15 protein-coding genes are annotated in these 17,666 nt (G+C 72.5%); 9 read left to right on the top strand and 6 right to left on the bottom strand.

Annotated features, from left to right (window positions below):
* Nucleotides 1-29: 29 nt before the first annotated feature.
* Nucleotides 30-785, top strand: a complete 756-nt coding sequence (locus tag ACQPZX_RS06805; protein WP_433375890.1) for an SGNH/GDSL hydrolase family protein — start codon at nucleotides 30-32, stop codon at nucleotides 783-785.
* Here the strand turns inward: ACQPZX_RS06805 and ACQPZX_RS06810 are convergent.
* The gene (locus tag ACQPZX_RS06810; RefSeq protein ID WP_433375893.1) at nucleotides 782-1,318 is read right to left on the bottom strand and encodes a GNAT family N-acetyltransferase; all 537 of its coding nucleotides are present in this window, start codon (nucleotides 1,316-1,318) and stop codon (nucleotides 782-784) included. The two genes, ACQPZX_RS06805 and ACQPZX_RS06810, sit on opposite strands and share 4 nt — an antisense overlap.
* Here ACQPZX_RS06810 and ACQPZX_RS06815 point away from each other — a divergent pair.
* Nucleotides 1,317-2,810, top strand: a complete 1,494-nt coding sequence (locus ACQPZX_RS06815) for a beta-N-acetylhexosaminidase (RefSeq protein WP_433375896.1) — start codon at nucleotides 1,317-1,319, stop codon at nucleotides 2,808-2,810. The two genes, ACQPZX_RS06810 and ACQPZX_RS06815, sit on opposite strands and share 2 nt — an antisense overlap.
* Here the strand turns inward: ACQPZX_RS06815 and ACQPZX_RS06820 are convergent.
* A complete protein-coding gene (locus tag ACQPZX_RS06820) occupies nucleotides 2,807-4,015 on the bottom strand; it encodes a cytochrome P450 (RefSeq protein ID WP_433375899.1) in 1,209 nt (402 codons plus the stop codon). The two genes, ACQPZX_RS06815 and ACQPZX_RS06820, sit on opposite strands and share 4 nt — an antisense overlap.
* 144 nt (nucleotides 4,016-4,159) lie before the next feature.
* Between ACQPZX_RS06820 and ACQPZX_RS06825 the strand changes: the two genes are divergently transcribed.
* On the top strand, nucleotides 4,160-6,610 hold the full coding sequence (locus ACQPZX_RS06825) for a peptidase (protein ID WP_433375901.1): 2,451 nt from the start codon (nucleotides 4,160-4,162) through the stop codon (nucleotides 6,608-6,610).
* 263 nt (nucleotides 6,611-6,873) lie between these two features.
* Nucleotides 6,874-7,407: a hypothetical protein gene (locus ACQPZX_RS06830; RefSeq protein ID WP_433375904.1), complete on the top strand. Its 534-nt coding sequence runs from the start codon at nucleotides 6,874-6,876 to the stop codon at nucleotides 7,405-7,407.
* Between the two features lie 328 nt (nucleotides 7,408-7,735).
* On the opposite strand, the gene ACQPZX_RS06835 is transcribed toward ACQPZX_RS06830, so the two are convergent.
* The 3 genes from ACQPZX_RS06835 to ACQPZX_RS06845 all read right to left on the bottom strand — a co-directional run bounded on the left by ACQPZX_RS06835 (nucleotide 7,736) and on the right by ACQPZX_RS06845 (nucleotide 10,491).
* On the bottom strand, nucleotides 7,736-8,734 hold the full coding sequence (locus tag ACQPZX_RS06835; RefSeq protein WP_433375907.1) for a helix-turn-helix transcriptional regulator: 999 nt from the start codon (nucleotides 8,732-8,734) through the stop codon (nucleotides 7,736-7,738).
* 66 nt (nucleotides 8,735-8,800) lie between these two features.
* Nucleotides 8,801-9,814, bottom strand: a complete 1,014-nt coding sequence (locus tag ACQPZX_RS06840) for a hypothetical protein (protein ID WP_433375910.1) — start codon at nucleotides 9,812-9,814, stop codon at nucleotides 8,801-8,803.
* Between the two features lie 14 nt (nucleotides 9,815-9,828).
* Complete coding sequence (locus tag ACQPZX_RS06845; protein WP_433375913.1) at nucleotides 9,829-10,491, bottom strand: hypothetical protein; 663 nt, start codon at nucleotides 10,489-10,491, stop codon at nucleotides 9,829-9,831.
* Between the two features lie 270 nt (nucleotides 10,492-10,761).
* On the opposite strand from ACQPZX_RS06845, the gene ACQPZX_RS06850 reads away from it, so the two are divergent.
* Genes ACQPZX_RS06850 through ACQPZX_RS06865 form a run of 4 tightly spaced genes read left to right on the top strand, consistent with a single transcriptional unit; the run spans nucleotide 10,762 to nucleotide 15,157 of the window.
* A complete protein-coding gene (locus ACQPZX_RS06850; RefSeq protein ID WP_433375915.1) occupies nucleotides 10,762-13,779 on the top strand; it encodes a sensor histidine kinase in 3,018 nt (1,005 codons plus the stop codon).
* Nucleotides 13,779-14,201, top strand: coding sequence for a roadblock/LC7 domain-containing protein (locus tag ACQPZX_RS06855; protein ID WP_433375918.1), 423 nt, complete (start codon nucleotides 13,779-13,781; stop codon nucleotides 14,199-14,201). Before ACQPZX_RS06850 ends, ACQPZX_RS06855 begins: the two co-directional genes overlap by 1 nt.
* Nucleotides 14,191-14,577: a DUF742 domain-containing protein gene (locus tag ACQPZX_RS06860; RefSeq protein WP_433375921.1), complete on the top strand. Its 387-nt coding sequence runs from the start codon at nucleotides 14,191-14,193 to the stop codon at nucleotides 14,575-14,577. Before ACQPZX_RS06855 ends, ACQPZX_RS06860 begins: the two co-directional genes overlap by 11 nt.
* Nucleotides 14,558-15,157 carry a GTP-binding protein gene (locus ACQPZX_RS06865; protein ID WP_433375924.1) on the top strand — a complete coding sequence of 200 codons (600 nt, stop codon included), beginning with the start codon at nucleotides 14,558-14,560 and terminating at the stop codon, nucleotides 15,155-15,157. The genes ACQPZX_RS06860 and ACQPZX_RS06865 overlap by 20 nt, the downstream gene beginning before the upstream one ends.
* On the opposite strand, the gene ACQPZX_RS06870 is transcribed toward ACQPZX_RS06865, so the two are convergent.
* Nucleotides 15,130-16,653: a BTAD domain-containing putative transcriptional regulator gene (locus tag ACQPZX_RS06870; protein ID WP_433375927.1), complete on the bottom strand. Its 1,524-nt coding sequence runs from the start codon at nucleotides 16,651-16,653 to the stop codon at nucleotides 15,130-15,132. The genes ACQPZX_RS06865 and ACQPZX_RS06870 overlap by 28 nt on opposite strands.
* 162 nt (nucleotides 16,654-16,815) lie before the next feature.
* Between ACQPZX_RS06870 and ACQPZX_RS06875 the strand changes: the two genes are divergently transcribed.
* A complete protein-coding gene (locus ACQPZX_RS06875) occupies nucleotides 16,816-17,616 on the top strand; it encodes a hypothetical protein (RefSeq protein ID WP_433375930.1) in 801 nt (266 codons plus the stop codon).
* The last annotated feature ends 50 nt before the right edge of the window (nucleotides 17,617-17,666 follow it).

Here is a 17,666-nt window from a genome sequence, read left to right on the forward strand (position 1 = left end):
AGAACGGATCGAAGCGGGAAGGACCATCAGTGACGCGGTACGTGGCCATCGGGGACAGCTTCACGGAGGGCCTCGGCGACACGCTGCCGGACGGGTCGCAGCGTGGCTGGGCCGATCTTGTCGCCGCCGGCTTGGCGGCGGCGGAGAAACAGACCATCCAGTACGCGAACCTTGCCATCCGCGGACGCCTGCTCGAGCCGATCGTGACCGAGCAGCTCGACGCGGCCCTGGCTCTGGATCCGTTGCCGACGCTCCTGTCCTTGAACGGCGGCGGCAACGACATGATGCGTCCCGGCAGCGACATGTCGAGCCTGGTCGGCCTGACCGAGCGGGCGCTGCGCCGGTGCGCCGACGCGGGCGTGCGGGTGCTGCTGCTCAGCGGCGCCGACCCGTCGGAGCGGCTGCCGTTCGGCGGCATGATGCGCCGCCGCGGCGAGGTGCTCACCGAGGCCATCCGGCCGTTCGCCGGCCGCTTCGACCTCACGTTCGTCGACGTCTTCCACGACCGTGAGATCCGCCGGGCCGGCTACTGGTCGGCCGACCGCCTGCACCTCAACGCGGCCGGGCACCGCCGGGTCGCCGGCCTGGTGCTGACCGCGCTGGGCCACGAGACCGAGGCGCACGTGATCGACCCCGGCCCCGAGGAGCCGCGCCGGGTGCTGTCCGAGGCCCGCTACTACCGCGAGCACGTGCTGCCGTGGCTCAACCGCCGTCTCCGCGGCCAGTCGTCCGGCGACGCCCGCACCGGCAAGTACCTCAGCTGGGTGCCGATCCCCGCCGTCTAGAAGATCAACGGCCGCATCCGTACGTGGTCGTCGTGCCAGACGTCCCCGACCAGGAAGCGCTTGACCCCCACCACCTCGAAGCCCTGCTTCGCATAGAACTTGCCGGCCCGCTCGTTCTGCTGGTTGACGCCCAGCCAGCAGAACTTCGCCCCGGTCTCGGCCGCCTCGGCCAGCGTGTCGGCCATGAGAGTGGCGGCCACACCCGACCCGTGCCGGTCCGGCGCCAGGTAGAACTTGCTCAGCTCGATGCTCGTCGCCGAGTCGACCACCGCCGCCACCGCCGGGTCGGAGATCGGGCCCTCGACCAGCATCGAGTAGCCCAGCGCCACCCCGTCCTCCTCCGCGATCGGCAGGATCCGCCGCGGATCGGCGAGGTACTGGCGGAAGGCCTCCAGCGACAGGTGCCGCGCGATGAACGCGTCGATGTCGGCCTGGAGCGTCCCGGGCGGGCAGGCCAGCCCGAACGTACGAGCCGCCAGATCGTGCAGGAGGGCGGCGTCGGAAAGATCGGCGCGACGGGTCGTGATCGACATGGAAAGACAGTTTAAGGTTTCTCGGGTGCAGGCACTCACCAGGCAACTCGGCGATGTGATCCCCCTTCCGGTATCGGTGCGGCCCGATCCGGCCGCCAATTTCCGCATCTCGTCTGATCTGTCCGTGAGCGCCTCCCCGGAGACCGCGGACATCGCCGAGCGGCTGGCCCAGCTGCTGCGGCGCGCGACGGGCCACCCGGTCCCGCTCGGGGACGGCGGCTCGTTCCGAGTCGTCCTCGAGGGCGCCGACACGAACGGCAAGCCTCCCGAGGCGTACGGATTGGAAATCACGCCGGAAAGCGTGACCCTCCGCGCCCCGAGCAACCAAGGTCTCTTCGCGGCGTTGCAAACGCTGCGGCAGCTCCTGCCGGAGGCGCCGGAAGGCGAGATCATCCTGCCCGGCGGCCGGATCGAGGACGAGCCCCGCTTCGCCTACCGCGGCACGATGCTCGACGTCGCGCGGCACTTCTTCAGCCCGGCAGACATCAAGTCGCACATCGACGCGATCGCCCAGCTCAAGATCAATCATCTGCATCTGCACCTCACCGACGACCAGGGCTGGCGCCTCGAGATCCCCGGCTGGCCGCTGCTCACCGAGATCGGCGCCGGGCCCGGCACCGGCGTGGACGGCGCCGGACCGGGCTTCCTCACCGCCGCCGAGTACTCCGACCTGGTCGCCTACGCGGCCGCGCGCTACGTCACGATCGTTCCCGAGATCGACATGCCCGGGCACGTGAACGCCGCGCAGGTCGCCTACCCCGAGCTCACCGCCGACGGGCAGCCGGTGCAGCCGCGCACCGACGCCGAGGTCGGCTACAGCTCGCTGGTGGCCGGCAAGGAGCAGACGTACGCGTTCGTCGAGGACGTCATCCGCGAGGTCGCCGCCCTCACGCCCGGGCCCTACCTGCACATCGGCGGCGACGAGGCGTTCTCGACGCCGCCCGAGGACTACCGCGCCTTCCTGCGCCGGGTGCTGCCGCTGGCCGGCAAGTACGGCAAGCGCGCGATCGGCTGGCACGAGATCGCCGCCGTCGAGCTGCCCCCCAGCGCGGTCCCGCAGTACTGGCGGATCGAGCCGGCCGACGACGGCGTGGCCCGCGCGGCTCTGGCCGGACATCAGGTGATCATGTCGCCGGCCGACCGCAGCTACCTGGACATGAAGTACGACAAGGACAGCCCGCTCGGCCTCGACTGGGCCGGGGTGGTCGGCGTCGAGCGCTCCTACGACTGGGATCCGGCCGACCGGCTGCCCGGCGTCGGCGAGGAGTCCCTGCTCGGCGTCGAGGCGCCGCTCTGGTCCGAGACCGTGCGCTCCCTCGCCGACGTGCAGTTCCTGGCGTTCCCGCGGCTCGCCGCGATCGCCGAGATCGGCTGGACCCCGCGCGCCGACCGCGAGTGGCGCTCGTTCCGCCGCCGGCTCGGCGCGCTCGGCCCACGCTGGACCGCCCAGGGCATCAACTTCCACCGATCACCGGAGATCGACTGGGCTTAGGGGACCACTATCCGCGGGCCGCTGCGCACCCGGGCGGGAATCCGGGCGAGGTCGATCGTCAGGTCCTGCGGCGGCAGGTAGTACTCGAGCCGGGCCAGCCGCTGCGCGAGCGTGCCGAGCACCGCGACGGTGATCTGCTCGCCCGGGCAGCGGTGCCCGGTGCGCGGGTCGCCGCCGCCCTGCGGGATCAGCTCGAACTCGCCGATCGGCCGCCGCAGGAACCGCTCGGGCCGGAACTCGTACGGCTCCGGCCACACCCGCGGATCGTGGTGCTGCCCGTAGACGTCGAGCAGGACCAGCGCGCCGCGCGGGATGGCGACCCGCTGGAACAGCAGGTCACGCCGGGCGCGGCCGCCGAGGAACGGGGTGAACGGATAGAACCGGCGCACCTCGTGGGTGAACGCCGCCGTGTACTCGTCGGAGTCGGCGATCTTCGGGCGCATCCGCGGCCATCGCTCCAGGGCATGCGCCGCGAAGGCGACCAGCCAGGTCACCGCCGTCGCCGGGCGGAGAATGTTGATCAGCTCGACCGCGGCGGTGCGGGCGTCCATCAGCTCGCCGCCGGCCGTGTGGTGCGCGATCGCGGACACCGCGGTCGGCGACGGCTCCTCCCGGCGTACCTCCTCGATCAGCGCCGCCAGGCGATGCTCCTGCCGCCGTCGCGCCAGCCTGGCCCACACGTGGCGTGGGCCCGCCGCCGCGAACCCGTCGACCATGGCGATCAGATCCAAGACCAGATCAGCCCGATCAAGATCATTCTCCCGTACGCCGCACCAGCGGCTCACCGCGTCGCTGATGACCCGGGCCGTCTCGTCGAAGAGCGAGATCTCCCCGGCGCCCCGCCACCGATCGGCCGCCTCGTCGAACGCCACGCCGACGAGCTTGGCCAGCGTCTCCACCCCGTCACCCATCAGCAGCGCCACGAACAGCGCCTTGCGCAGCTCGTGCTCGCGCCCGTCGAGCGTGTGCACCGCGCGCCGGCCGGACAGCGTGTCGATCACCGGGCCCGGGATCGCCGTGTGCCGCTCGAGGTCGCCGGCGTCGTAGAAGAACTTCGCCGCGGTCGGCCCGCCGATCGCGACCGCCGGCCGGCCGAGCAGGCGCATCGTCACCGGCTGCCCGTGGCTGCGCCGCCGCAGGTCGGGCAGCCAGGCATAACCCTTGATCGGGATGGCGAGGGTCTGATCGAGCCGATCCATGGCCATCCGTATTCCCTCCCGTGACTGCCCGGCACCGCCGCAACAAGACTTCCTTAATTCTTGCCGCCGCCGGACTCGGCGTCTGGGTTTTCTGTCGGTGGCCCGCTCTAGGCTGTGCCCGTCCTGTTCCCCTCGGATACGGAGGTCCGGGTGCGCCACGGCAACCGCGCTGCGCTCTCCGCCGCCAGATTCGCCGGTTTCCTGCTGGTCGCCTGGTTCCAGGTGATCGCGGCGCTGCTGGCCGTCGCGCTGGTGTTGTCGGTGCTGCCCGGCTCGGCCGCCGTCCGCGTCGCGGTCCCGCTCGTGATCGCCACCGCCGGCCTGCTCTGGTGGGCCACCGTCCGGGCCCTCCGCCTGCCTCGCCCGTCACCCGCCGGGGTCCCCGTGACCAGGCAGGATGCCCCGGCCCTCTGGCAGATGACCGACGACGCCGCGGCCGCGGCCGGCGTGCGCCCGCCCGACGCGGTGACCGTGGTCGCCGGCGCCTTCGTCACGCTCGCCGAGCGCGTGCGGCTGACCGGCCTGCGCGGCGGCCGGCGCGAGCTGTTCCTCGGCCTGCCGCTGCTGCTGGCGTGGGATCAGCCGCGCCTGCGCGCCGCCGTGGCGCACGAGCTCGCCCACGGCACCCCCAAGCTGGGCCGCTTCGCCCCGATGGCGCATCGCGGCCGGGTCGCGCTGTCCCGCATCGTGCCGCGCATCCCGCGGCGCAGCCCCGCCGGCCCGGTGCTGCGCGCCTACGCGGCGTGGTACAGGCGGGCCGACGCCCCGTTCGCCCGTGAGCAGGAGCTGGCCGCCGACCGGGTCGCGGCCGAGTTCGGCGGTGGGCGGCCCGCCGCCGAGGTGCTGCGCGACGCGCCCGCGATCGAGGGCATGCAGCAGCTGTTCCACGCCGAATACCTGAGCCCCGGCTGGCAGGCCGGCCACGTGCCCGACGACGTGTTCGGCGGGTTCCTGCGGGTGCTGGCCGCCCGCCCCGACGACATGGCGCTGCTGCGGGCCCGCGAGCCCGAGCCGCCGGGGGAGTGGGATCCGCACCCGCCGTTCGTCGAGCGGATTGCCGCCCTGGTGGCCCTGACCGACGAGGGCCCCGAGATCGCGCTCCGCCCGGCCGCCGCCGATCTCGTGCCCGACCTGCCGGCCCTCGGCCGCGCGCTGCAGGCGGTGGCGTTCCCGCCGGCCGGGCGCACGACGCTGTCCTGGGAGGAGTTCTTCGACGCGGCCCGGGCCGGCGAGATGGAACGCGAGGCCGACGCGTCGCTGCGGGCGATCTCCCGGGTCGCCGGCTCGCCGGTCACCGGCGCGGCCGACGTGCTCGACCTCGCCGCCGACGGCCGCCTGCGCAAGGCCGCCGAGACCGTCTTCGACGACCTGCCCGCCGACGAGGTGGCCGGCCGCATCGTCGACCTGATCGCGCTGCTGCTCGCGCTGGCCGCGCTGCACGGCGGCTCGGCCCGCTGGCGGCACAGCTGGACGGGCACGGCCGAGCTCGTCGCGATCGACGGCGCCCACCTCGACCTGGTGGGCCCGGCCGAGCTGGCCGCCGATCCCGCCACGGTCGGCGAGGCCCGCGAGCGCCTGGCCACCATCGGCATCGACCTCACCGCGCCCGCCGCCGCCCCCGCGCCGGCCCGCGTCCCGGTAATCGGCGGGGTGGTAAACGTGCTGGTCGACGGCGTGCGCACCGACCTGCTGGTGGTCGAGACGGGTCTGTTCCTGATGCCCGGCCTGCCCCGCTCCCGCACCGCTGAGGCCAAACGCCGCCTGACCCGCCTGGCCGCCGACGGCGTCCTCGCCGACGGCACCCCCGCCGCCTTGCGTGCCGCCGCCGCGCCTCCCGTCGCCGCGCCTCCCGTTGCCGCGCCTCCGGTCGCCGCGCCTCCCGCCGAGCGACCGCCCGCCGGCCCGCCGCCGTCCCAGCGGCTCGCTGGCACCTCGTCACCGGCCGCGCGACCGCCCGCCGGCCCGCCGTCCCAGCGACCCGCCGACAGCGCGTCACTGGCGGCGCGGCTGCCCGACAGCTCGTCGTCACCCGAGCAGCCAACCGACGATGCGGCGGCCCCGGCCGGAGTGGCCGCTTACCCGGCGGGCGCCGCTCACCCGGCGGACGCTGCTGACCCGGCGGGCGCTGCTGACCCGGCGGGCGCTGCTGACCCGGCGGGCGCTGCTGACCCGGCGGGCGCTGCTGACCCGGCGGGCGTCGCTGACCCGGCGGGCGTCGCTGACCCGGCGGGCGTCGCTGACCCGGCGGGCGTCGCTTACCCGGCGGGCGTCGCTGACCCGGCGGGCGTCGCTTACCCGGCGGGCGTCGCTTACCCGGCGGGCGCCCCTCATCCGGCGGGTGCCGCTCACGGCTCGGGCGGCCCTCAGACCTCGGGCGCGGGGCTGGATGGCGAGATGGCCGCGTGGCTCGGGGGGAGCCGGTTCATTCCGTTCGCTGATGTGGCGGGGGCTTCGGCGAGCCGCAACGGGCGGCGGTCGTGGGAGATGAGCCTGCGTGACGGCGGGACGCTGAGCGTGCGGACGGCGCTCGACTCGGACGAGCTTCCCGGCGGATGGACGGCCCTCGATGACGCGGTGTCGTTCCTCACAAGCACCCGCTGACCCAGCCGTCCCGGGAGTCTTCGCAGCGGTCCCGAACGGGACGAGCATGCACACTGCGCGGAAACCGGCATGACCGACTGTGAACTTCCTGACCTGCGGATCCGTGACCGGTTGCAGGTGCGTCTCATCCGCGACGAATGAGCAATCAGCTGATCACCTTGGGTCACAATAGCCTCAGTGGTTGTTCGCTTGGCGTTTCCCGAAATGGGTAGTGCAGTGCGGGGGCGCGGTCGGATGATCGGCTAATACGGGGGAGGTCACTCATGGATCGGGGGCCTGCGGCGCTCTTCGGGGCGATCGTCGCGGTCGGATTGGGTCCGGCCATGTGGTTGGGGGTGCGGCTCGGAGCAGTCGAGGTCACGCCGGCGGGTCCGCCGGCGGTCGTCGGCGAGCGCACGGCCGGCCCGGAACAGCTGGTCGGCGGCTCGGGCGCCGGCGACAGCCCGCTCGGGAGCGACCCGACCGCGCGCGCCACGCCGCGCGGCAAGGTCCTGCGGTTGACCACTTCGACGTCCCCCACGCCGTCCGCCACCCCGACGACCTCGCCCACGCCCACCGCCTCGTCCGAGTCGCCGAGCGCTTCCCCGACGCCCACCGACCCCGGCGACTCGTCCACCCCGCCCACCGAGTCGACGACGGACCCCACCACTCCGCCGACCGGCGAGACCACCGACCCGACCCAGCCGCCCGACCCGCCCACCGAAACCACCGGCGCCCCCACCGACCCCAGCAACCTCCAGCCCGGCACCGGAGGCATCGCCGCCGGCGGCCCGGTCGGCAACCACCGGGGCCACTGACAACCCAGCCGGCGAGTTCGCACGCCGGCTGGTTCTGCGCGGCGGCTGGTTCCGCGTGGCGGCTGGTTCCGCGTGGCGGCTGGTTCCGCGTGGCGGCTGGTTCCGCGTGGCGGCTGGTTCCGCGTGGCGGCTGGTCCCGCCTTACGCCGCGTTTGGGCTGGTGGTGCCCGCGCCCAGCGGCACACCGGCGCGCATGGCGGCGGCGCGCATGGGTGGCGGCGGCACGTGTGGGTGGCGGCGCGCGTGGGTGGGTGGCGGCGCGCGTGGGTGGGTGGCGGCGCGCGTGGGTGGGTGGCGGCGCGCGTGGGCGGTGACCCTTGGCCGCCGTTCAGGCGGAGCCTGTTACCGCTTCGGCGGACAGATATGTCCGGGCCATGGCGCGGGCCGTCTCGGCCAAGCGTTCTCGTAGCTCGGGGGGCGCCAGGACCTCGGCCTCGGCGCCGAGTTTGAGCAGCTCGATGTGGCCCTGCTTGATCGACTCGATGGGGACGGTGGTGAGCAGCCAGCCGTCCTCGCCGGGCTCGCCGGCCAGGTCGCGGGCCGTCCGGGACATCTCGGGCGGGAAGACGAACGCCATCATCCGTAGCGCTGCCTCGGTCATCCGGACCGTCGCCGTCATGCGGTAGACGCTCTGCTCGTAGCGCTCGGCCCACTCCCGCCAGAACGCCGCCAGGTCGAAGCCCTCGGGGCGCGCGGCCGGCGCGTCGAGCACCTCGGCCTCGAGGATGTTCGACACCCGGTAGCCCGTGGTGCGCTCGCGGGCGGCCGCCACCAGGTACCACCGGCCGGCCTTCAGGACGACGCCCAACGGGTTCAGCGTGCGGGTCACCTCGCGCGGCGCCTTCCACCGCCGGTAGCGGATCTCCAGCAGCCGGGAGCTCCACACCGCCTCCGCCACCGTGGAGAGGTGCGGCGTCGGCTCGTCGCCGCGGAACCAGCCGGGAGCATCCAGGTGGAAGCGTTCCCGTACGCGATCTGCTCTGTCGGCCAACTCACCCGGCAGCGACGCACGCAGCTTGAGCTCGGCCGCCGCCAGCACCGATCCGAGCCCCAGCTCGGCGGCCGGCCCGGGCATCCCGGCCAGGAACAGGGTCCCGGCCTCGTCGCCGGTCAAGCCGGTCAACCGGGTGCGATAGCCGTCGAGCAGCTGATAGCCGCCGGCCGGGCCGCGATCGGCGTAGATCGGCACGCCGGCCGAGCCGAGCGACTCCACGTCCCTATACACCGTGCGGACCGAGACCTCCAGCTCGTCGGCCAGCTCGCGCGCGGTCATCCGCCCCCGGGTCTGCAGCAGCAGGAGGAGGGACACGAGTCGGCCGGCGCGCACCCCCGCACGTTAACCGGCGGGTATGACAAAGGGGGAGCCGAGAACGGCTCCCCCTTCGGGAAAGGATCAGAGCGCCGACAGGCGGTTGAGCAGGTCGCGGTAGCTGCGCAGCTGGACGCGAAGCTGCTCGGTGTCGTCCGAGTCGCCGCCGAGGGAGTCCTTCTGTGCCTTCAGCGCGTCGGTCAGCTTGTCGACCGCCTCGCCGACCAGGGCGGCGGCGTCGGCGGTCGCCTCCTTGGGGCTGTCCACGAAGCGGAGTTGGATGTCGCGGAACCGGTCGGCGAACGAGTCGCCGTCGGTGAAGAGCCGGTCGAGGGCGGTGGCGGGGGCGCTGCCGGGAGTCGAGTCGGCGCCGGCGGCCACGGGGACCGGCTCGGGCACGACCGCGACGGGCTCGCCGTCGATTTCGGCGCGGCGCTCGTCGGCCCGGTCCTCGTCGACGGTCTCCTCGGCTTCCGCCTCGGCCTCGGCCCGGTCGCGGGCGTTGTCCTCGCCGGCCTCGGTCACCGCGACCGGTTCATCCGACTTCTCGGACTTGTCGGATTCATCGTCCAGCGGTTCGCCGGTCGACGGCTCGACGGCCTGCGGGCTGTCGAAGGTGCCCTCGTCCTTGACCGCGTCGTCCTCGTCGCGAGTCTCGTCGTCATCGGCGCGATGCGAGGCGCGCTCGGGGTCCAGGCTCAGGTCGACGTCGTCGTCCGCGGACCGCTCGGTCACGGTGCCGTCCGGCCCGTACGTCGTCACGGTGTCGTCCCGCCGCGCCGCCGGCTCCTCCTCGGTGTCGTCGTCCCGTCGCTCCTGCTCGGCCAGCTCGTCGTCGGGGCTACCAGCCTCGTCGTCGGTGGTCCGGTCATCGGCGTCAGTGGACGGACGATCCGTCTCCGTATATGAGGAGTCGGTGTCCGGGAGGGTGCCGGTGGACTGGGGAGCCGTCTCGGTGCCCGGCGCGTCGTTCCACGGCGACCCGGCCCGCTGCTGCGGCACCGCGACCGGGTCGGAGGTCACCACGTCGCCGTGCTGGTCCCGGCCGTAGTCGGGCTCGTCGGCGTTCTCTTTGGCTTCGTTGGAGAAGAACTTCATGGTCGATGGCTCCCTCAGCGGCGGTTGTCGGTGGCTGCGTCGGTGGCTGCGTCGGTGTCGGCGTCCCTGCGGGGGGCGGGCGCCGGCTCATCGTCGGGACTGGAAGTAGTAGTACCAGGAGTCGTCGACGGCGGTGTCGACACCGGGTCGGTGCCCAGCAGATCCGCGAAGAGAGCCCGGTAGTGCACGAGCGCCTGGCGCAGGTCCTCGGTGGTGGCGGACCCGGCCGTGTTGCGCTCGCTGATCTCGTGCGCGTCGCGGTAGTGCTGGAGCGTGTTCGCGTGCGCCACGGACAGGTTGGCGAGCCGCTCGTCGTACTCGCCGTCGGTGGGGTAGCCCCGCTCGGCGATCAGGCGGGTGACCAGCTCGTCGGCGGTGCCGACGGCCTCGGACGGGTTGTCCACGAACTGGATCTGCACTTCTTCCCAGGCGGCGCTGTAGCGCTGCTGGGACTCGGGGGACAGCTCCTTGAGCTCCAGCTCCGCGTGCCGCTTCTCGCGGTCGCGCAGCTCCTTCTCGGCCTCGGTGCGGTTCCCGGTGTCGGCCACCACGCGGTCGTACTCGGGCCCGAAGGTGCTTTGAAGCTTCTTGCGCCGCCCAGCCTGCACGCCGTACACGATCGCGGCGATGACCACCAGGACGACGATGATCAGGACGATGGTGATAACGGGGGACATCGGCCTCCTCCTTCTTCACCCCCGGTTATTCCCACTCACCGGTAGTCGTCAATCCCCTTCGCCGATAACGGTCCAAAAGGGGTCTGTCGCAAGGTCGACTCCGGGAGCGCGCTCTCCCGCATGCCAATCCGCAGGACAAAAAGGACAGACAACACATATATCGTACGGTTGGACGGTGGCTCTGCTTGAAGGTTTTACGTATCCTCCCTGAGGCGTACGCGGACGGTGACGGCCCAGCGCAAGCCGGCGGTCGTCTCCGGGGGGAGCCTGATGAGAACGCGCAACTGGTCGATCCGTTCCAAAATCATCACCATGGTCACGGTGCCGCTCGCGGCCCTGCTCGCGGTGTGGCTGTTCGCGACCGCGCTGACCGCGGGTCCGGCGCTCAGCCTGCTGTCGGCGCGCACGCTCGCCGACAACGTGGGCAACCCGGGCGAGGTCGTGGTCGGCGAGCTCCAGCGTGAGCGCCGCCTCTCGGTTCAGTACCTTTCGGACACGAGCGCGACCCTGGGCCTGCTCACCGAGCAGCGCGCGGCCACCGACCGGGCCATCGACGACTTCCGCAAGGCGGCCCAGGGCGGCGACGCGTGGCGCTCGGCCAGCGACAACCTCCGCGGCCGCATCGGCCAGTTCTTCACCGAGCTCAACGTGCTCCCGTCGCAGCGCGCGCACATCGACCGCCGCGAGCTCGACGCGATCGGCGCGCAGAACATCTACAACGGCATGGTCACGGCCGGCTTCGACATGTTCGCGGCCACCGCCACCTTCCCCGACGACGAGATCGACCGGCAGGTCCGCGCGCTGGCCACCCTGGGCCGCGGCCAGGAGTACCTGAGCCGCGTGGACTCGCTGCTGGCCGGCGCCACGGTGGCCGGCAAGTTCACCGACGACCTGCGCTCGGCGTTGGTGCAGGACGTCGGCACGGCCCGGTTCCTGCTCGCCACCGGTGTCGACGAGATGCCCGCCGGGAGCCGGGCGGCTTACCAGCAGCTCAGCCGCACCCCGCCGTTCGTCCAGATCAACAGCATGATGGACAGGCTGATCGCGCAGAGCCGCTCCGGGCAGATCTCGCCGGTCGGCGCCGACAGCTGGCACGGGCCCTACACCCAGTCCGCGCAGCAGCTGCGCGACTTCGAGAACGTCGCGATCGACGGCCTCGCCGACCGCGGCCAGTCGCTGGCCGTCACGATCCTGCTGCGCCTGGCCCTCGCCGCGATCCTCGGCCTGATCGCGTTCGGGGTCTCGGTCGCCATCTCGGTCAAGGTGGGCCGCTCGATGGTCGGCCGGCTGCGCCGCCTGCGCGCCGAGGCCCTCGAGATGGCCACCGAGCGACTGCCCAACGTGGTACGCCGCCTGCAGCGCGGCGAGACCGTGGACGTCGAGGTCGAGACGCCGCCGCTGCGGTACGGCAAGGACGAGATCGGCCAGCTCGGCCACGCGTTCAACGACGTGCAGCGCACGGCCGTGCAGTCGGCGGTCGAGGAGGCCAACGTCCGGCGCGGCCTCAACGAGGTGTTCCTCAACATCGCCCGGCGCAGCCAGACGCTGCTGCACCGCCAGCTCGCCCTGCTCGACCGGATGGAGCGTCGCGAGACCGAGCCGCAGGAGCTCGAGGACCTCTACCGCGTCGACCACCTCGCCACCCGCATGCGGCGGCACGCGGAAGACCTGGTGATCCTCGCCGGCGCCGCGCCCGGCCGCGGCTGGCGCAACCCGGTCCCGGTGGTCGACGTGATCCGCGGCGCGATCAGCGAGGTCGAGGACTACAAGCGCATCGACATCCGGGGGATCGAGTCGTCGGCGATCCTCGGCCGCGCGGTCGGCGACGTGATCCACCTGCTCGCCGAGCTGCTCGAGAACGCGACCTCGTTCTCCCCGCCGCACACCCGGGTGCAGGTCTCGGGCCAGGTGCTGCCGAACGGGTACGCGATCGAGATCGAGGACCGCGGCCTCGGCATGACCCACGAGGCGATCGACGTGGCCAACCGCCGCCTGGTCGAGCCGCCCGACTTCGACCCGGCCGACAGCGCCCGCCTCGGCCTGTTCGTGGTGGCCCAGCTCGCCAACCGGCACGGCATCCGGGTCTCGTTGCGCCAGTCCGCGTACGCCGGCATCACCGCGATCGTGCTGGTCCCGGGCGAGCTGGTGGTGGCCGGTCCGGATCAGGCCGCCCTGCCCGGCGGGTCCGCACCGGACAAGTCGTGGGAGCGCCCGCTGGTCGGCTCCGGCACCGAGGACCGGCGCTCGCTCGCGTCGCTGCAGTGGCAGGGCGCCGAGAAGCTGCGCGAGATCACGGTGACCGGCCGCCCGGTGATCCTCACGCACCCCGAGATCGAGATCACCACCTCCGCCGAGGAGGAGGCCGAGGCCGGGAAGGAAGCCGCCGTCCAGGAAGCAGGGGCTGGGCAGATCGAGCCGGCGTTCGGTGGGCCGGTGCCCTCCTCGATCGCGGACGGGCTCACCGAGGACGGCCTGGTGCAGCGCCGGCGCAAGCGCCGCCCGATCGACCTCGCGACCGCGGATCCCATTCCGCTGCCCACGGCGGAGATCACGCAGGCCCTGACGGTCGCGCCGCAACAGGTCACGCCCGAGAAGGCCGCGCCGGAGAAGGCCACGCCGGAGAAGCCGGCGTTGCCGACCCGGGCACGGTCGCGGAAGTCGAGGAGCTGGGCCGGGGACGTGACGCCGGGGAACGCGCCCACGTCCGCCGCGCCGATGTTCGCGTCGCCCACTTCCGCGCCCCCCGCGGCGGGTGCAGCCGCGCACCTCGCGGAAGACGTCACCGCGAAAGCCGTCAACGCGGAAGCCGTCACGGCGGAAGCCGTCACCGTGGAAGTCGTCACCGCGGAAGTCGTGGAAGGCGTCATCGCGCAGACCACTGAGGACGGTCTGCCCAAGCGGGTCCGCCAGGCCAACCTGGCGCCCCAGCTGCGCCGCCCCGCGGGCGCGTTGCCGGACGAGCCGACCGTCCCGCTACGCTCGCCCGAGCAGGTGCGCAGCATCATGAGCGCGCTTCAGTCGGGCACCACCCGCGGCCGCATCGACGCGGCCCGGCTGGGTATCCCGAAGCAGCGCAACGGCTCTCCATCTGAAGATCGCCCGAAGCCGGAGAAAAACGGCAACGGGGGATCACCCGGGGGCGCGTCCTTCGCGGATGCGGCTACCGTCAGTTTCCCGGCGATCGTCGCGGTCGCCGACAACACGACGGGAGACGACACGGTCGCCGGCAACGGCAACGGGACCGAGCCCACGGGCAAGAAAAACACCAGGCCGGAAAAGGACGCATAGTGACCCAGACGACCAACCAGAGCGCGAACCTCACCTGGCTGCTCGACGACCTCGTCGAGCGGGTGCCCACCGCGCGCCAGGCCGTGGTGCTGTCGGCCGACGGGCTGATGATGGGCTCCTCGGCCGGGCTCAAGCGGGAGGACGCGGAACACCTGTCGGCCATGGCGGCCGGCTTCCAGAGTCTGGCCAAGGGGGCGAGCCGGCACTTCAAGGCCGGCCCGGTTCGGCAGACGGTGGTCGAGATGGAATCGGCCTTCCTCTTCGTGACCGCCGCCGGGCAGGGCGCCTGCCTCGCGGTCCTCGCCTCCAGCGACGCCGACCTGGGCCTGATCGCGTACGAGATGGCAATGCTCGTCACCCGGGTGGGCCAGAACATGAGCGCCCCGGAACGCCCCGCGGTGACTCCCTCCGATGCCGGCTGACCCGATGGGCGTCGCGCACGACTGGCTCGACCACGACGCCGGTCCGGTCGTTCGTCCCTACGCGATGACGCAGGGCCGAGTGGCCCCGACGGGCGGTGAGATCGACATGATGGCGTTCGTCGTGGCGACTCCCGCCGAGGCGCAACCGGCTGGCCGCCTCCAGCCGGAGCACCACGCGATCGTCGCGAACGCGCGGGAGCCGATCCCCGTGGTGGAGCTCGCCTCCAGCCTCGACCTGTCCATCGGTGTGGTCCGGGTTTTGCTCGGTGATCTACGCTCGGCAGGTCTCATCTCGATGTACGAACCCCCGGCGGCCTCCAGGTCGCACGACGTCGACGTACTCAAGGCGGTTGTCAATGGACTCCGTGCGCTCTGACCGCAACGGCGCGTCGTCGCGCATCCCGGTCGCGCTCAAGATCCTGATCGCGGGCGGCTTCGGCGCCGGCAAGACCACGATGGTCGGGTCGGTCAGCGAGATTCGCCCGCTGCAGACCGAGGAGATCCTCACGGGCGTCGAGGGCGCCGACGAGGTGGACGGCGTGGAGGGCAAGACCACCACGACCGTGACGATGGACTTCGGCCGCATCACGATCACCGAGGACCTGCAGCTGTACCTGTTCGGCACCCCGGGCCAGGACCGCTTCTGGTTCCTCTGGGACGAGCTCTCCCAGGGCGCGCTGGGCGCCGTGGTGCTCGCCGACACCCGCCGCCTCGCCGACTGCTTCCCGTCGATCGACTACTTCGAGCAGCGCGGCACCCCGTTCGTGGTCGCGGTGAACTGCTTCGAGGCCGAGCAGCGCTTCGCCTCCGACGCGGTGGGCCGGGCGCTCGACCTCGACCCCGGCGTCCCGGTCGTGCTGTTCGACGCGCGCGAGCCGCTGGGCGCCCGCAACGTCCTGATCGAACTGGTGGAGTATGTGGCCCGCCGTCAGCTGTTGGCCGCCGGCTCCCGCTGAGACGTGAGCGGGATGCAGATCAGTCGATAGGCGTTCCGCTTCACCACCCGCTCGCTCAGCAGCTCGCGGCTGACCAGCTCGCCCGGCTGCACGAACGGCCCGCGCCGCTCCCGATCGAACACGATCTGCTGGGCCTGGGCGAGCGGCAGCTTGAGGGCCTGGGACAGCTCGTACGGGCCCAGGTGGTTGACGTCGACCAGCCCGCCGTCGTCGAAGGGCCGGCTCAGGATGTCGGGCCGCCCGACGCCGACCTCGACGGCCCGGGCCGGGTCGAACGTCGCGAATTGCCGAGCCTGCTCGCGCAGCGTCTTGGCCCGCTCGTAGTCGCCGGTGCGCACCGCCACCACCGCGCCGTGGACGGCCGCGCTGATCGCCAGCGGAAGCAGGATGAAGACCCCGAGCGTCTCGGCGGCGCTCGCCTCCTCGTCGATGCCGGTCGGGTCGATGACGAACAGGGACACGCCGAAGACGAGCAGCACGAAGTAGACGGCCGCGGTGATGAACTGGGCCCGGTCCCGGCGGCGGACGGCCGCGTACAGGAAGTAGCTCCAGCTGGCCATCGTGCACGTCGCCAGCGGCACGATCGCCGCGAACAGCACCTCGACGATCGAGGCGCGCTGGTTGGACGGCCGCCAGTAGACAGGGGGCAGGCGAGCGGGTGGGGGCGCCGTCGGTGAGACCTGGGCTTGCACGGGAATCGAGGGCGCGGGGGCGTCGGGCGGCGGCGCCGGCTCGCTCCGCAGGATCCTGCGGTGCGCCTCCTGCATCTTCTCGCCCGGCTCGGCGCCGAACTCGTCCAGGAAGTACTCCCGGGCGTCGCGGAACACCGCCAGCGCCTCGGCCTGCCGCCCGGCCTGGTGCAGCGCGAGCATGAGCTGCGCCCGCAGCCCCTCGCGCAGTGGGAACTCCGCGACGAGCTGGGTCAGCTCGGGAATGATCATGGCCGCGCGCCCCTGCGCCAGGCCGATCTCGGCCCACGTCTCCCAGGCCGAGGCGCGCGCGTCGGCCAGCCGGATGCGCGCCGCCTCGAAGACCGATCCGCCCAGCCCGGCCAGCGCGTCGCCGCGCCAGAGCGCCAACGCGCCCCGCAGCGTGCTCGCCGCCTCGAGCGGGTGGTTGGCGGCCCGCTCGGCCGCGGCCCGCTTGACCGCCGCCTGGAACTCGTCGGCGTCCACCACCGCGTCGGCCGTGCGTAGGACGTACCCGCTGCCGGTGAGCGCGAGCAACTCGCCGGGCGTGCGTGGCGCCCGGTCCGGATCGAGAGCCCGGCGCAGGCCGGCGACGTATTTCTGCACGACGTTGGCGCCGTTCTCGGGAGGCTCGTCGCCCCACACCGCGTCGACGATCTGGTGGGTCGGCACCGGGCGGCCGGCCTGCACCAGCAGCACGGCGAGAACCGCGCGTTGCTTCGCCGGGCCGAGATCGACCGGAAGGCCCGCGCGGAACGCCCGCACCTCGCCGAGGACCTCGAACCTCAAGCGGTCGTCGACCGCCACCAGACACCCCCTGAGCAGCACTTATCTGGAACCGCAGCGAAACGGCAGCGGGCAGCAGCATAACCGCAGCGCTACGACGGCGGAGGTCCGCAGTCTTCGATCTGTCGATGGCGACAGCCTCGTCAGGCACGTTCCGTTTCCCATCTGAGAAAGACGATGACGATGACCGCACGTAAGGCGCAACTCGCTGGACTCGCTGCCATCCTGGCCCTCTCCACCGCCGGCTGCGGTGCGCTCGATGACGCGGCCGACGCCCCCGTCGCCGCGCCGACGTCGACCAAGCCCGCCGACCCGCAGCTCGTGCTCATCGACGCGGTTCCGAGCGACGACGACGGCGCCTACCACTTCGATGTGAAGGGCGCCGAGGTGCCGACCTCCGGCGTGCTGGACGCGCCGAAGAAGGCCGCCGAGATCAAGGCGGTCCAGACCGAGCCGGACGCCGGCTTCACGCTCACCATGACCACCCGCATGATCGGCGAGCAGACCTGGGTGAAGATGGCCCTCAGCCCGGCGACCATCCCCGGCCTCCCCAAGATCCCGAAGAACTGGCAGCTCCTGGACAAATCCAAGATCAAGGACAAGGACCTCATCGGGTACGACGGGTCGCTGGACCCCGGTTACACGAAGGTGCTCGTGCAGAAGGCGTCCGGGATCAAGGAGACCAGCCCCGGGCACTTCGCCGGCACGACCGACCTGACCCAGTCGACCGAGGCCGAGATCGTCGACGAGAAGACCCTCAAGGCGCTGGGCGAGAAGGCCAAGAAGGTGCCGTTCGAGGCGGTCGTCGACGCCGACGGCAACCTGACCAGCCTGGTCGCGAAGATCCCGGCCGCAGGCAAGGCCAAGGCCAAGACGTACGCGGTCAAGTACGACGGCTTCGGCACGACCTCCACCCCGGCCGCGCCGGCCGCGGGTGAGCAGCAGAAGGCCGCGAGCGTCATCTACGAGATGCTGGCGGGCTGATCAACCGGCGGTCGCGCGGGTCTACGGGGGTCCGCGCGGCCGCCCCCGCA

This window comes from Actinoplanes sp. CA-142083, from assembly GCF_050942195.1.
Taxonomy (GTDB): Bacteria; Actinomycetota; Actinomycetes; order Mycobacteriales; family Micromonosporaceae; genus Actinoplanes.